Genomic DNA, 15638 nt, shown 5'->3' with positions numbered 1-15638 from the left:
TCTTTTTTTGTTGGATATAATGAAAGTAGGAATCTTGCGCAGGCAAGACCCGTAAAAACGGTTGCTAGGCTTCTGAAACGGAAGCCCGCTTAAATACTAAGGAGGAGCATTTTTTTTATGTCAATTGAAGTAGGCAGCAAGCTAGAGGGTAAAGTGACAGGGATTACAAATTTTGGGGCATTCGTTGAATTGCCGACCGGCGTAACAGGACTTGTCCACATCAGTGAAGTGGCAGACAACTACGTCAAAGATATTAATGACCATTTAAAAGTCGGCGACATGGTGGAAGTGAAAGTCATGAACGTCGGTTCTGATGGCAAGATTGGTTTGTCGATCCGGAAAGCAAAACCGGAATCGGAACAACGACCGCAGCGTCCGCAGCGACCGTCACGCCCTCGTCAAGGAGGAGGACGTCCTCCTGAGCGTCCTGAGAATTTCGAAACGAAAATGGCGAAATTCATGAAGGAAAGTGAAGAAAACCTAACGACACTTAAGCGAGCAACTGAGTCGAAACGCGGAGGACGCGGAGCACGCAGAGGCTAAAAACGCTTTATAACGGTTGGAAACGACCCTGTTAAGCTGTTTCAATGCAGGAAAAAATGTCTTATAGATAAAAGCTGAGGATGCGCATTGCGTACCCTCAGCTTTTTTGTTGTGGTGAAAAGTGAGGACTGCTGGGTTTGCTGGAGGATTCAATATTGCGCGGATTGGATGGCACATGCGATGATGTCTCGTCAAAAACAAGAGAAGCGCTACAAATGACTCCCTTGAAGTAGTTGAACTGTTTCTCCTTGTTGAAAATCCCACGATGTGGCTGAGAAATTCATGAGTACGGATCGAGAACTATATGGAGTGGTTGAGGGAATCCTCTTTATGAGCGGATCTCGAGATTTATGAGCGGATTCCGAGATTTATGAGCGGATCTCGAGATTTATGAGCGGATCTCGAGATTTATGAGCGGATTCCGAGATTTATGAGCGGATCTCGAGATTTATGAGCAGATCTCGAGATTTATGAGCAGATCTCCAGGTTTATGATCAATCGCGCCGTGCACAAAGGTGGAAACACAAAAAAGGACTTGTCCAAGGGGACAAGTCCTTTCCAAAACATTTTTATATGGCGGCAGAGGGGATCGAACCCCCGACCTCACGGGTATGAACCGTACGCTCTAGCCAGCTGAGCTACGCCGCCGTCTTATGATTCGTCAACAGGATGTTCACGACCTTATTCATCATACAGATTATTCGTTTCCCTGTCAACACTTTCTTGTGAATTTGAAATTACGACCCATAAACCTTGCGAGGTCGAGCTGAAATCGTCACTATCCATACGCAGACTCCCCGGAAAGAAAACATCCCCGGAAACCGTCGAAATGTTTTTAGGACCAGGTGTCAGGAACAGACAAATTATTAGACAACGAGCCTGTATACTAACGGCAATAGGTCATAGGGGGAATGAGAAATGAAGATGATCAGCAGCAATACAGAGAGAACACTGGGGCAACAAGTTCAAGGTATGTTAGGGTCAATCTTACAACGGAAAGTGCACTTGCTGACGACGTTTCTATTCACGATTGGATCGTTCTTTTTATCACAGGCTGTGTTGTTCGACGCAGCAGTACCGTTTTTCTTACCTGTTTGGGCACTTGCCGCGATGCGCTATCCGAAATACATGTTGCCGGTCTTCATTGGCGGGATCAGCGGAAGTTTGTTCGTCGGTTTGGGACAATCTATTATATTCATCTTACAGCTGCTATTATTCAACCTGGTCATTCGACATTCTTTCACGCGGAAATCGGTACCGCTTACTGTTGCGGGAACTGTGATTTTCACGCAAGTATTTTGGCAACTTATTATGTATGCGGGGCAACCGCCTCTCCATGTACAGCTTGCAATCGGTTTTGAGGCTCTCCTCGCATTACTCATGACCGTGTTTCTATTTCTCGCATTTCCTCAAGTGGATAAATTACTGTATACGCCATGGCGGGCTGAACAACTAGGTGCCGCCTGTATCGTTGCCGCCATGGCTACAACGGGAATGAACAATCTGATCATCGGCTACATTTCAGTTCCGGGATTATTACTCTATACGGCGATTCTTATTGCAGCCATAACGGGGGGCGTTTTGTTTTCGACGACAATCGCCATGCTCATTGCAGCCATAACGGGGATGGCTGAACTATCGTTCACGGGCATGATGACGGTTTACGGCATGACCGGATTTGCAGCCGGGTCTATGAAAGGGTTCGGGAAGCTCGGTGTCGCGACAGGAGGCCTTTTTGCATCAGTCTTTTTCCTATTATATGATTTGACGCTGCCGCTTGATGAAACACATTTTGTGACAATAGGTGCGGCAACACTTCTATTTCTACTGATTCCGTCGAAACGGCTCGCTTCTGTTCGGGAAGTGCTTGTACCGGAGCAGCAGGATTTATCCGAAAAACGTCAGCAATGGCTAGCGCGCAGGCTGGATGAGCAACTGACGGACTTCCAGCAATTTGCTTCCTTCATGTCGACAATGGTGAACGATCAGTTCCCGGTTCAAGAGTCGCGTCAACTGGAACAGGTACAGGAAACACCAAGTGCGTGCCGGTCTTGTTTCCGCTACACTAAATGTTGGGCATCGCAGGATGACAGCATGGCGAATTTACTATCGGAATGGGAGTCGACTTACTCTGCTACGAAAAAAGCGGCCCGTCATCGGGTGGAAGAGAAAATCCGCTATAAATGTGTACGTCATACTGGATTGCTCGAAGAATTGGAAGAGCGCGGTGCAGACAGGTTGCTGATGGGACAATTGCAACATGGAAGGAAAATGCTCGCGTTACAACTACGCGATATGAGCACCCATTTAGAGAATATGATGAATGAGATCAAAGAAGACGTAACAATTTATCGACCATCTGAAGAAGAGCTTGGAAAGAATTTGCGAGCTCAAGGGATTGACTTCTTCCAAATCGACATTTTGTCGGAGGAAAAAGGCGCCATGCGTATCGTGTGTTCCATTCCGGAAAGACGCTCCACTTTTGAAACAGATACAACCGTAGCAGAAAGGCTCATCCTCCCGGTACTTGAAGAAATGTACCAAGAACCGTTTCAAGTGGAAAAAGCACTGATGAGAGAGCAGCCATTTGCCCACTTGCAGTTAACCTTCACTTCAGCAGTCCGTTTTTCCATGCAATACGGTGTTATGGCGACGGCAGGAGGGGGCTCGTTTTACGCTGGAGATGCGTATGAAGTGTTCCCGATCCACGATGGCTTGACTGCAGTTTTGCTATCGGATGGGATGGGGCAAGACATGAATGCCTATTATGAAAGCCAGAAAGTCATTCGGTTGATGCGAGAATGTTTGGATCGTAAAATGGGACCGGAGACAGCAATGCATACGCTGCATTATATGATGGCGTTAAATGGTTTGGATGATATGTATGCGACGCTGGATTTAGCACTTGTTGATTTACAGGACGGAAGACTGTGGTCATGGAAAGCAGGTTCAATGAGTACCTACATTAAGCGGGGGGAAGAGTTCTTACGTGTAGACAGCAAAGCGGTTCCATTCGGTTTTTTACCATCCTTTACAGTAGAAGCCAAGAACGAGGAATTGAAGTCAGGAGACATCATTGTCATGATGACGGACGGAATGTTTAATGGGGATGTGCCGCTTGAGCAGCAAGAGAAATCGTTACGGCACATGCTTGAGGTTCATGCAGAGCTGGAGTGTGATGCACTGGCAGATCGGATTATGGGGGAAATGGAACGTAAATATAAAACCACTGCGGATGACCGTACAGTTTTGGTGATGAAAATAGACCACATTGTACCAAGGTGGTCGAGTGTGAAAGTTCGTACACCCTCACTTTTTCGCCAAAAAGTGGTAGGATGAAGATAGAAAATGGCGGAGGTGACTCAGGTGAAGGATAATCTGTTCAATAAGGTCCCGGCCTTCATCCGCCAGGAACGATTGTTGCATAATGACGACCGAGTCCTTATTGCGTGCTCAGGAGGAGTCGACTCGGTCGTCCTATTACATTTTTTAAGCGAACAAAGAGAGCGGTTGGATATTGAAATTGGAGCCATCCATGTCGATCATTGTCTTCGTGGAGAAGAGTCTGCAACAGATGGTAAGGTTGTTCAGAAACTGTGCGAACGTCTTGGCGTTCCTTTTTACGGAACAACCTTACCTGTTCCGGATTTGTTGAAAGCGCAGGGGGGGAATCTTCAAGAAGTCTGTCGTACGGGACGTTACTCGCTGTTTGAAGAAACGATGCAGAGCGGAGGGTTTACTGTCCTTGCAGTTGCCCACCACGCAGAAGACCAATTGGAAACAATTTTAATGCAGCTGGCAAAAGGTCAAAGACCAAGAGGAATGCCTGTTTCACGAAGATTTGGTGAGGGGCGGCTCGTCCGGCCATTCCTGTCGCTTATAAAATCAGACTTATATGAGTACGCTGAATTGCATAAGCTTCCGTTTCGAGAAGATCCGAGTAATGAAAAAGATGATTATACCCGCAACCGATATCGACATCACATTGTGCCTGTTTTGTTAGATGAAAACCCTGCGGCAGCTGAAAACTCCGTGCGTATGGCGGCGGCACTTCAAGAAGACAATATGCTTCTCGAGAGCCTGGCAAAAGAACATCTGGAACGCCTCTTAACCTTTACGGATAAAGGGATACCCGTTATCCATTCTGCTGAATTCCAGACCGTGCACCCGGCTTTACAAAAGAGGGTAGTTCCTCTACTATTAAAGTATCTTTACAATGGGGAAACTATACCTGCGATATATAATTCCGACTTGTTGAATCAGCTCATTCGTCAATTGTCTGCTGACACCGGAAGTGCGTCCATCAACCTTCCGGATAGGTGGTTGCTTCAAAGGGACTATGGCGTTTCGACGTTTGTGCGTAAGGAGGAGGGGCCGCTCGATCGGGTCATTCCATTTCCGCCAAACGAATGGGTTCAATGGGGACAGTGGAAGTTATGTTGGTGCAAGTCCTCTGCTGTCGAACCGTCCGCGCTAGACGATGTGACCGACTGGCGTTATTTTCCGTCGGAAGAAAGAGCACTTCCTTCCGTTATTCGATCGAGACGTACTGGAGATCGGATTCAAATACATGGAATGGAACACCCTAAACGGGTAAGCCGCGTGCTGATTGATGAGAAAGTAAAACAATCGGTACGGGACACTCTACCAGTCATCGTATCTGAGAAGGGGGACATCTGTGCCATTCCTGGCGTTCGTTACAGCGAATCATTTACCAAAAAACCGTCTGCTGAACAGGCGTACATACTGATGATGGTCTGGCCAAAATAACGGCACCCGCTGTTACTTGTTCAACCTTACACATTCTAGGAGGAATTTTTTCATGTTGGAAAAAGATATTCAAGAAGTCCTGATTTCTGAAGAACAGTTACAAGAGAAGGTTGCAGAACTCGGGAAGCAGTTGACAGAGGAATACCAAGACAAGTTTCCGCTTGCAATTGGTGTGCTTAAAGGTGCATTGCCATTCATGAGCGACCTTATTAAACGGTTCGATGCATACATAGAACTTGATTTCATGGATGTTTCAAGCTACGGGAATGCAACAGTCTCTTCAGGCGAAGTGAAAATCATCAAAGATTTGAACACGAGTGTAGAAGGCCGCGATATTTTGATCGTGGAAGATATTATCGACAGCGGAAAGACACTTAAATATCTTGTAGAGCTATTTAAGTATCGTAAAGCGAAGTCGATTAAGATTGTCACCCTCCTTGACAAGCCGACAGGTAGAAAAGTCGATTTGAAAGCGGACATGGTGGGCTTTGAAGTACCAGACGCATTTGTTGTCGGTTACGGGCTCGACTATGCAGAAAAGTACCGGAACCTTCCATATATCGGGGTTTTGAAGAAAGAAATTTATACAACGTAAGTGCTTTTTGAACCCTTTGAGGAAAGAGTGTCATAAGACTTTTTTCTTAAGGCATTATCTTTGTGATTCAAATTGCATATGTGATAAGATTGTCAATAGTTTTCTGTTGAAGAAATGAGGAGGCTTGGGATGAATCGAATATTTCGATACTTTCTATTATATGGGCTGATTTTTCTAGCGATCATGGGAATTTTCAGTTCGCTGAACAATCCGAACCCTAAGATGGAAAAGATCCGTTATGATGAATTTCTCACTGCATTAGAACAAGGAAAAGTGAAATCTGTCGAGATTCAACCTGTCCAATTAGTGTTAGAAGTTAAAGGGCAGATGAAAAACGCGAAAGACGATGAAAAATTCACTACGAATGTTCCAATGAATGATGAGATGACAATGAACGATATTCGTGATCTTGCACTTGCAAAGAACGCGGAAGTTGACATTTTACCAACGCCGGAAACGAGCGCTTGGGTTTCATTCTTTACCGGCCTAGTGCCATTTATCATTATCATCATCTTGTTCTTCTTCTTGTTGAACCAAGCTCAAGGTGGCGGTGGTGGCGGGAAGGTCATGAATTTCGGGAAAAGCAAAGCGAAATTGCATACCGATGACCGCAAGAAAGTTCGCTTTACAGATGTAGCAGGTGCGGATGAAGAGAAGCAGGAATTGGTCGAAGTGGTCGACTTCCTGAAAGATCCTCGTAAATTCGCTGCCGTCGGTGCACGTATTCCTAAAGGTATCCTCCTAGTAGGACCTCCAGGTACCGGTAAAACTTTGCTGGCTCGTGCAGTTGCTGGAGAAGCAGGCGTCCCATTCTTCTCGATTTCAGGTTCTGATTTCGTTGAAATGTTTGTCGGTGTCGGTGCTTCCCGTGTTCGAGACTTGTTTGAGAATGCGAAGAAAAATGCTCCTTGTATTATTTTCATCGATGAAATTGACGCTGTTGGACGTCAACGTGGCGCTGGCCTTGGCGGCGGACACGATGAGCGTGAACAGACGTTGAACCAGTTGCTCGTTGAGATGGATGGTTTTGGTGAAAACGAAGGCATCATCATCGTAGCAGCAACAAACCGTCCGGATATTCTGGACCCGGCGTTACTGCGTCCAGGTCGTTTTGACCGTCAAATCACTGTAGGCCGTCCAGATGTCAAAGGCCGTGAAGCGGTGCTTAAAGTGCACGCTCGTAATAAGCCTCTTGACGAAACGGTAAACCTGAAAGCACTTGCTCAGCGGACACCAGGATTCTCGGGTGCAGATCTTGAGAACCTCTTGAACGAAGCGGCGCTAGTTGCAGCGCGACGCAACAAAACAACAATCGATATGGCAGACATCGACGAAGCGACAGACCGTGTTATTGCAGGTACTGCGAAGACAAGTCGTGTCATTTCCGAGAAAGAGCGTAAGATTGTTGCGAACCATGAAGCAGGTCACGTTGTTGTCGGATTGATACTCGATGATGCTGAAATCGTGCATAAAGTTACAATCGTACCTCGTGGGCAAGCGGGCGGTTATGCGGTCATGCTTCCTAAAGAAGACCGCTACTTCATGACGAAACCTGAACTCCTCGACAAGGTCGCTGGACTTCTTGGCGGACGTGTGGCTGAAGAAATCGTCCTCGGTGAAGTGTCTACGGGTGCCCACAATGACTTCCAGCGGGCAACAGGTATTGCACGCTCCATGGTGACGGAATACGGAATGAGCGATAAGCTCGGACCGATGCAGTTTGGTCAAGCGCAAGGCGGAAACGTCTTCCTGGGCCGTGACTTCAATTCCGAACAGAACTACTCAGATTCCATCGCTTATGAAATTGACCAGGAAATGCAGTCAATCATTAAAGGGGAATATGAGCGTACAAAACGGATTCTTACTGAAAACCGCAGCTTGCTCGATTTGATTGCGAAGACGCTTCTGGAAGTGGAAACGCTCGATGCAGAACAAATCAATCACTTGAAAGACCACGGTACACTTCCGGATCGTCCTTATGGGCGTAAGGAAGTCGGCGAAGGTACTGAAAGTGAATCGACTGAGGCGAATCCAGATGTTACGGGAGCTCCTGCAGATCCTTCTGTCGGTGATTTACCGAATAGCGAAGGAACAAACGAGCCGCTTGACTCGATTGACGAAAAACGAAGAGATTAATAATATCCAGCTGACTGTCCGTCAAAAGACAGCCAGCTGTTTTTTTTGAAATGATATGTGGTATGATGTGAGGGAAAAAAGACTATTGAGGTTAGTGAGGAATCAGTCATGCTCTTAGTTTTAGATACAGGTAATACGAATATTGTGCTCGGTGTCTATGAAGGCGCGGAGTTGAAACACCATTGGCGGATGGAAACCTACCGACAAAAAACAGAAGACGAATATGCTATGCAAGTGAAGTCCCTATTTACACACGTGGGACTGGAGTTTACTGATATTACTGGTATTATCATTTCGTCCGTTGTGCCACCTGTGATGTTCCCGCTTGAACAGATGTGTAAAAAATACTTCAAACAGGAACCGGTCATCGTTGGACCTGGTGTGAAAACGGGACTTAACATCAAATACGAAAACCCTCGTGAAGTCGGGGCAGATCGTATCGTCAATGCAGTAGCTGCGATCCACGAATATGGCAGTCCGCTCATAATTGTCGATTTTGGTACAGCGACTACGTATTGTTATGTGAACGAACATGCTGAATACATGGGCGGCGCAATTGCTCCGGGTATTAACATCTCCATGGAAGCGCTGTTCGATCGAGCATCTAAATTACCTCGCGTGGAATTGACGCGTCCGGACCACGTCGTTGGCAAGAATACAGTGTCTGCAATGCAGGCGGGTATCTTATACGGGTATGTCGGGCAAGTCGAGGGGATTGTGAGCCGGATGAAAGCGGAAAGCAAGAAAGTACCAACTGTTATCGCTACAGGAGGACTGGCTCCACTAATCGCCAAAGAGACGGATGTAATCGATGCAGTGGATGACTATCTCACATTAAAAGGGTTAAAACTGATCTATGAACGTAACCAACAAGGAGAGAATGGAAAATGAATGATTATCTTATAAAAGCGCTAGCGTTTGACAGCACAATTCGTGCGTACGCCGCCAGAACTACAGAAGCAGTAGGTGAAATGCAGCGTCGTCATAATTCATGGCCCACTGCAACTGCTGCGATTGGCCGTACAATGACTGCGACGGTCATGATGGGCGCTATGATGAAAGGTGAAGACAAGTTGACGGTGAAAGTGGACGGAAACGGTCCTCTTGGTGCAATTGTGACAGACGCCAACGCAAAAGGGCATATCCGCGGATACGCACTTAATCCGCAAACGCATTTCGACTTGAATGCGCAAGGGAAATTGGATGTCCGTCGCGCTGTAGGAACAGAAGGGATGCTCACGGTCGTCAAAGACCTCGGGTTACGGGATATGTTCACTGGGCAAACTCCGATTGTCTCTGGGGAAATTGCAGAAGACTTCACGCAGTACTTTGTTGTTTCGGAACAAGTGCCATCTGCTGTTGCGCTAGGGGTGCTGGTCAACCCGGATAACACAGTAAAAGCTTCAGGAGGATTCATCCTCCAAGTGATGCCGGGTGCTACGGATGAAACCATCACGCAATTAGAGCAGCGTATCAGTCAGATGGAACCGATTTCTAAAATGATTGACCGCGGACTGACACCTGAAGAAGTCTTGGAAGAAGTTCTTGGGAAGGAAAACGTCCGAGTCGTCGACCAGATGGAGGTCGCCTTTGATTGTAACTGCTCGAAAGAACGTTTTGGAACCGCGATCAAGAGCTTAGGGGAAGATGAAATCATTACAATGATGAATGAGGATGGACAGGCCGAGGCAGAATGCCATTTCTGCTTGGAAAAGTATGTCTATTCAAAAGAAGAGTTAAAGGACTTTGTCGATGAAATCCGGTCTGGATCGTAATCGGGGTGCGAACGAGCCCCAGAAGCGCCGATTAAAAACCAAGCCTCTTGTGCTGCTGATTGCGATTTTAGCGGCGGCTAATCTTTTGTGGTTCATTGGCTGGCTTATACCTGACAAAGCAGAAAGTCCATTCAAAGCTGGTGAAGAAGTGGCATCTGTTGCTGGAAAACCAATCACACGTGAGGAATGGATGACGGCAATGGAAAAAAAGGTTGGCCGTGAAGTGTTGCTGGACTTAGTGAATGACAGGGTCATGGAAACGGCGGCTGCTGAATATAAAATTGACGTCTCCGATGAAGACGTCGACCGTGAATTGGCATTGCTCTCCTCGCTCGACGGCAAAGCTTATACAGGTCTGGACGCCGATCAGATGCGTAGGAAAGTGCGTTCTGAACTCATCCTGAACCGTGTGTTGACGAAAGATATAGTGATCGACGACAAAGCAGTAAAAGCGTATTACAACGAGAATGAGGATCAGTTTGAAATCCCTACGACGTACCGTACCTCTTTGCTTGTTGCATCCACGGAATCAGAAGCACAGCAAGCGCTCAAAGAATTGGAGGGGGGATCGAGTTTTGACGTTCTCGCGAAAGAACGTTCAGTCGATCCATCTTCCGCTTCTATCGGCGGCGACCTCGGATACATCAGTAGTCGTACGGAGGAGATTGATCCGGCGATCCTGAAAACCGTAGAAAAGCTGAAAAAAGATCGTGTAAGTGATGTGTTCAGACTTGCAGACGACACGTATGCCATTGTAGAAGTTCGCGATGTTCTTAAAGGGCGTTCGTTTAAACTGAAAGAAGTAAAAGAACATATACGTAGAGAACTGGCTCTGCAGCAACTCTCCCAATCGGTTACACCGGAAACATTCTGGAAAGAGTTCGATGCGCACTGGTTCTATGGAAAGTAAAAGCTCCGCTCTCGCAGCGGGGCTTTTTGTATTCCGCGTAGATTTGTATAGTTTGACAAATGGCACATTTCTCTTGTAAACTGAATACATTATAAAACCTACCTATTAACTAGGGATTGGAGTGTTGGAAATGAAGAAAGTAGGAAACTCTGTTGCAGATTTAGTCGGTCAAACGCCTTTGGTGAAGCTGAATCGTCTTGTGGGCCCGAATGATGCTGACGTCTATTTGAAACTGGAATACTTCAACCCGGGCTCCAGCGTGAAAGACCGCATAGCACTAGCGATGATCGAAGCGGCCGAAAAATCAGGGGAGTTGCAAGAAGGTGGCACCTTGATTGAACCGACGAGCGGGAATACAGGTATCGGGCTGGCAATGATTGCAGCTGCTAAGGGATACAAAGCAGTGCTTGTGATGCCGGACACGATGAGTCTGGAACGCAGAAACTTGCTGCGCGCATATGGCGCAGATCTTATTTTGACACCCGGATCTGAGGGGATGAAGGGCGCCATCGCAAAAGCCGAACAAATGGCTAAGGAAAATGGATGGTTCCTCCCCCAACAATTCAACAATGAAGCAAATCCGGAAGTACATCGACTGACAACTGGTCCTGAAATTGCAGATGCTCTCGATCGCGTCGATGCATTTGTATCAGCGGTCGGCACTGGCGGTACAATTACAGGAGTCGGCAGTGTCTTGAAAGAACGATTCCCGGACGTGAAAATCATTGCGGTTGAACCGACAGACTCTCCCGTGCTTTCGGGAGGGAAGCCAGGACCCCATAAAATTCAAGGAATTGGCGCGGGATTCATTCCCGGAGTGCTTGATACCGATATCTATGATGAAATCACACAAGTGACGAATGACGAATCTTACGAGTATGCACGCAAGTTGGCGAAAGAAGAAGGAATATTAGGCGGAGTTTCATCTGGTGCAGCTGTGTTTGCAGCACTGAAAGCCGCCAAGGAACTAGGGAAAGGGAAAACCGTCGTTGCGATTTTGGCTTCGAATGGTGAGCGTTACTTGAGTACGCCGCTCTACCAATTTGAAGAAGAATAATGAAGAAACGGGAGGGAGCGTAAATGCTTCCTCTTTTTTATGTCGTTCCAGTAGGAAATTGAGAGAGTAACCGGTAAACTGATACAAAAAGCTGTTTAAGGATGAATAGCGGAGAAAGAGGTGTATGCAGTGGAATTGGATTATGCAAAAAAACCTTACCGGCTGGGTGGAACGGACATCGATTTTTCCAAAGAAACGGTTGTCATGGGAATATTGAATGTAACGCCGGATTCGTTTTCAGATGGCGGGAGATACAGCAATATGGACGCAGCGCTTGGCCGTGCTGCAGAGATGCTGAAGGACGGAGCAAAGATTATCGATATTGGTGGGGAGTCTACGCGACCTGGTCATACACCTGTTTCGTTAGATGAAGAACTACAACGCACGATCCCGATGATAGAAGTGCTGGCAAAAGAATTGGATTGTGCAATTTCAATTGATACATATAAAGCAGCTGTTGCAGAAGAGGCACTGAAAGCAGGTGCTCATATTATTAATGATGTATGGGGCGCGAAACGTGAGCCTCGGATTGCTGACGTTGCAAAACAGTACGGTGCTCCGATCATTTTGATGCACAACAGAGAACAGGCTATCTATGAAGGCAACTTTGGAGATGAATTCATCACGGATATCGAAGGGAGTATTGCGATTGCGCGAAATGCAGGGGTAGCGGAGTGTAATATTTGGTTGGATCCTGGTATCGGGTTTGCAAAAGATTTGAATGAAAACATTGCAGCGATGCAATGTTTGGATCGACTTTCGGAGCTGGGATACCCTGTACTGCTCGGGACGTCGAGAAAGTCATTGATTGGGAAAGTACTGGACCTGCCTGTTGAGGAACGAATGGAAGGGACCGGGGCGACTGTTTGCTATGGTATTGAACATGGGTGTCATATTGTACGAGTCCATGATGTGAAGGCGATCGCCCGTATGGTGCGCATGATGGATGTGCTGACAGGTAAGCAGAAAATTAGGATTTAGGGGGAACACAGATGGACTTTATACATTTGAATGAAATGCAGTTTTATGGCTATCATGGTGCACTTTCTGAAGAAACTGTTCTTGGACAGCGTTTTACGGTGACTGTATCCATGGCTGTCGATTTGGCTGAGGCGGGAACAAATGACGATTTATCCAAAACGGTGAACTACGCGGAAGCGTATTCTGTTGTCCAGTCCATTGTGGAAGGGGAGCCGGTTAAGCTCATTGAAGCGGTTGCGGAGCGGATTGCGGTGAAACTGCTAGCGGATTACAAAGGCCGGGTATCGGGTGTTCGAGTACTGGTCGTGAAACCGGATCCGCCGATTCCTGGACATTATTCATCTGTGTCGGTTGAAATTGAACGAGGTCGGTTATCATGAATACAGCATTTATATCCATCGGGACGAACATGGGGGATCGTGAAGAGTTTTTGAAGCTTGCAGTGACTACCCTTTGTGCAACGGATGGGATTGCGTCGGTTGAAACGTCTTCCATCTATGAGACGGCGCCTGTAGGGGTTACGGATCAGCCGGACTTTTTAAATATGGTTGTCCGAGTGGAGACGGTACTTGAATCTCTTGAGTTACTAGCTGAATGCCAACGCATCGAGATGGAGCTGGGAAGAGTGAGGACGATACGTTGGGGGCCGAGAACAGCAGATCTCGATATCTTGCTGTATAATAGCGACAGGATTGAGTCGGAGACACTATCTGTTCCACATCCTCGTATGCGAGAGCGGGCATTTGTGTTAATACCCCTAACAGAACTGGCGCCAGAGTGTATAGATCCGGTAAAGGGACGTCCATTTCGGGAAGAGCCTGCAATGCATGATGACGGTGTGAAATTGTGGAAAACAGCAGAAGAGTACGCGGGCTCCCGTCAGTGCAACTGACTCTGTAGATGGATTTAAAACTCTGTTGATAAGAAGTGATGGATAATGAATGAACGATATATGGAAGTCTTGCCTGATGGGTTTTTGGAGCAGCTTATCCAGCGCCTTTTTTTACAGGCTGAGATTGTGTACAATAAGACTATAATAGGCGAATAGCGTATGAACAATTCAGAGGAGTGAACAGGATGTCGAATATAGAAGAGTTGAATGACCAACTTCAGGTGAGACGCCAGAAGATGGAAGAGATTCGTAACGGTGGACGCGATCCATTCGGAGCACGATTTGAGCGCACTCATTTATCGAATGAGCTAATTGAAGCGTATAGCGAGTTATCTAAGGAAGAATTAGATGAAACGCCGCATGTTGCTAAAATTGCGGGCCGTATTATGACGAAGCGTGGTAAAGGGAAAGCTGGATTTGCACATATTCAAGATCTTGGTGGCCAGATTCAGATCTATGTACGTCAAGATGCAATTGGGGAAGATACGTACAAGTTATTCACGATGGCGGATCTTGGAGATATCGTAGGAATTGAAGGGACTGTTTTCAAGACGAAGGTCGGTGAACTATCCATTAAGGTGACGGAGTTTACGTTTTTATCAAAAGCGTTACGCCCGCTTCCTGAGAAGTTCCACGGCTTGCAGGACATTGAACAACGTTACCGCCAGCGCTACCTGGATCTGATTTCTACAGAAGGCAGTAAAGAGACATTCATCTTACGCAGCCGGATCATTCAATCGATGCGACGTTATTTGGATGGACAAGGCTTCTTGGAAGTTGAGACACCGATGCTGCATTCAATTGCCGGTGGAGCTTCTGCCCGTCCATTCATTACACACCACAATACGTTAGATATGACATTATATATGCGAATCGCGATTGAGCTGCATTTGAAACGTCTCATTGTTGGCGGATTAGAAAAAGTATATGAAATCGGTCGTGTATTCAGAAACGAAGGGATCTCTACGCGCCACAATCCTGAATTTACGATGATTGAACTATATGAAGCATATGCAGACTATAACGATATCATGGCATTGACGGAGAATATGATCGCACATATCGCTGAAGAAGTGTTAGGCACTTCGAAAGTGCAATATGGAGAAGACATCATTGATTTGTCTCCTGGTTGGAAACGTCTGCACATGGCGGATGCGGTGAAGGAATATACAGGCGTGGACTTCTGGACAGAAATGACGAAAGATGAAGCGCATGCACTAGCCAAGGAGCATGGAGTGGAAGTTCAACCGACTATGGAAGTAGGCCATGTACTGAATGAATTTTTTGAGCAAAAAGTGGAAGAGCAGCTTGTTCAGCCAACGTTTGTTTATGGCCATCCAGTTGAAATTTCACCACTTGCGAAGAAAAACCCAGAAGATGGTCGCTTTACAGATCGATTTGAGTTGTTCATCGTACGTCGTGAACATGCAAATGCATTCACGGAGCTAAACGATCCGATTGACCAACGTCAACGTTTTGAAGCTCAACTTGTGGAAAAAGAACAAGGGAATGATGAAGCGCATGAAATGGATGATGACTTCATTGAAGCATTAGAGTATGGGCTTCCGCCAACAGGCGGGCTTGGAATCGGTATTGACCGACTCGTCATGCTCCTGACAAATGCTCAATCAATCCGTGATGTATTGCTATTCCCGCAAATGCGTTCGAAAGACTGACCTGAAATTAAGAAGCGTATCTCGTTCATCGAGATACGCTTCTTTTATCTTAGAAGAAAATACTTGCGTTAGTTTTCCGCACGTGGTATATTTGAACACGTTGCTTTTCACATAACTATTTATGTGTTGCAGCTTACGCGAAACAAACTTTAAAAAATTGGTTGACGCGGATTATACAGTGTGGTATTATATAAAAGTTGCCAAAACAACTGGCGCATACAACAGAAACACTATGAACCTTGAAAACTGAACAGCAAAATGTCAACGAAATATCGTTTGGGAAACCGGTTCTGCCGGCGGAAC

General features: G+C 46.4%; 13 protein-coding genes and 1 tRNA gene. 13 read left to right on the top strand and 1 reads right to left on the bottom strand.

From position 1 onward, the window contains the following. Positions 1-117: 117 nt before the first annotated feature. Positions 118-543, top strand: coding sequence for a S1 domain-containing RNA-binding protein (locus tag H9659_RS14245; RefSeq protein WP_039043135.1), 426 nt, complete (start codon positions 118-120; stop codon positions 541-543). A 574-nt stretch (positions 544-1117) separates the two neighbouring features. Here the strand turns inward: H9659_RS14245 and H9659_RS14240 are convergent. Next, positions 1118-1191, bottom strand: a tRNA-Met gene (locus H9659_RS14240). Positions 1192-1461: 270 nt separating this feature from the next. Between H9659_RS14240 and H9659_RS14235 the strand changes: the two genes are divergently transcribed. From H9659_RS14235 to lysS, 12 genes are all read left to right on the top strand, one after another. Beyond that, positions 1462-3882 carry a SpoIIE family protein phosphatase gene (locus H9659_RS14235; RefSeq protein WP_191691788.1) on the top strand — a complete coding sequence of 807 codons (2421 nt, stop codon included), beginning with the start codon at positions 1462-1464 and terminating at the stop codon, positions 3880-3882. A gap of 9 nt (positions 3883-3891) precedes the next feature. Continuing rightward, positions 3892-5313: a tRNA lysidine(34) synthetase TilS gene (gene tilS / locus H9659_RS14230; protein WP_191691786.1), complete on the top strand. Its 1422-nt coding sequence runs from the start codon at positions 3892-3894 to the stop codon at positions 5311-5313. A 52-nt stretch (positions 5314-5365) separates the two neighbouring features. Further along, positions 5366-5908 (top strand): hypoxanthine phosphoribosyltransferase, encoded by a 543-nt coding sequence (hpt, locus tag H9659_RS14225; RefSeq protein ID WP_191691782.1) that lies wholly within the window; start codon positions 5366-5368, stop codon positions 5906-5908. A gap of 129 nt (positions 5909-6037) precedes the next feature. Continuing rightward, a complete protein-coding gene (gene ftsH / locus H9659_RS14220) occupies positions 6038-8044 on the top strand; it encodes an ATP-dependent zinc metalloprotease FtsH (protein ID WP_191691780.1) in 2007 nt (668 codons plus the stop codon). Between the two features lie 108 nt (positions 8045-8152). Then, positions 8153-8935, top strand: a complete 783-nt coding sequence (locus tag H9659_RS14215) for a type III pantothenate kinase (protein WP_191691778.1) — start codon at positions 8153-8155, stop codon at positions 8933-8935. Beyond that, positions 8932-9819 (top strand): Hsp33 family molecular chaperone HslO, encoded by an 888-nt coding sequence (gene hslO, locus H9659_RS14210; protein WP_191691776.1) that lies wholly within the window; start codon positions 8932-8934, stop codon positions 9817-9819. The genes H9659_RS14215 and hslO overlap by 4 nt, the downstream gene beginning before the upstream one ends. After that, entirely contained in the window at positions 9797-10729 is a 933-nt protein-coding gene (locus H9659_RS14205; protein ID WP_191691870.1) for a peptidyl-prolyl cis-trans isomerase, read from the top strand. Before hslO ends, H9659_RS14205 begins: the two co-directional genes overlap by 23 nt. A 130-nt stretch (positions 10730-10859) precedes the next feature. Further along, positions 10860-11786 carry a cysteine synthase A gene (gene cysK / locus H9659_RS14200; RefSeq protein WP_191691774.1) on the top strand — a complete coding sequence of 309 codons (927 nt, stop codon included), beginning with the start codon at positions 10860-10862 and terminating at the stop codon, positions 11784-11786. A gap of 129 nt (positions 11787-11915) precedes the next feature. Further along, the gene (folP, locus tag H9659_RS14195) at positions 11916-12767 is read left to right on the top strand and encodes a dihydropteroate synthase (protein ID WP_191691772.1); all 852 of its coding nucleotides are present in this window, start codon (positions 11916-11918) and stop codon (positions 12765-12767) included. An 11-nt stretch (positions 12768-12778) separates the two neighbouring features. Beyond that, positions 12779-13147 carry a dihydroneopterin aldolase gene (gene folB / locus H9659_RS14190; protein ID WP_191691770.1) on the top strand — a complete coding sequence of 123 codons (369 nt, stop codon included), beginning with the start codon at positions 12779-12781 and terminating at the stop codon, positions 13145-13147. Then, positions 13144-13659, top strand: a complete 516-nt coding sequence (gene folK, locus H9659_RS14185) for a 2-amino-4-hydroxy-6-hydroxymethyldihydropteridine diphosphokinase (RefSeq protein ID WP_191691767.1) — start codon at positions 13144-13146, stop codon at positions 13657-13659. The genes folB and folK overlap by 4 nt, the downstream gene beginning before the upstream one ends. Positions 13660-13844: 185 nt before the next feature. After that, positions 13845-15335, top strand: coding sequence for a lysine--tRNA ligase (gene lysS / locus H9659_RS14180; protein WP_191691765.1), 1491 nt, complete (start codon positions 13845-13847; stop codon positions 15333-15335). Positions 15336-15638: the final 303 nt, after the last annotated feature.

The sequence above is a fragment of the Sporosarcina gallistercoris genome, from assembly GCF_014836415.1.
Taxonomy (GTDB): domain Bacteria; phylum Bacillota; class Bacilli; order Bacillales_A; family Planococcaceae; genus Sporosarcina; species Sporosarcina gallistercoris.
The sequence above is the reverse complement of the archived record's forward strand: the minus strand, read 5'-3'. Positions and strand labels throughout refer to the sequence as shown.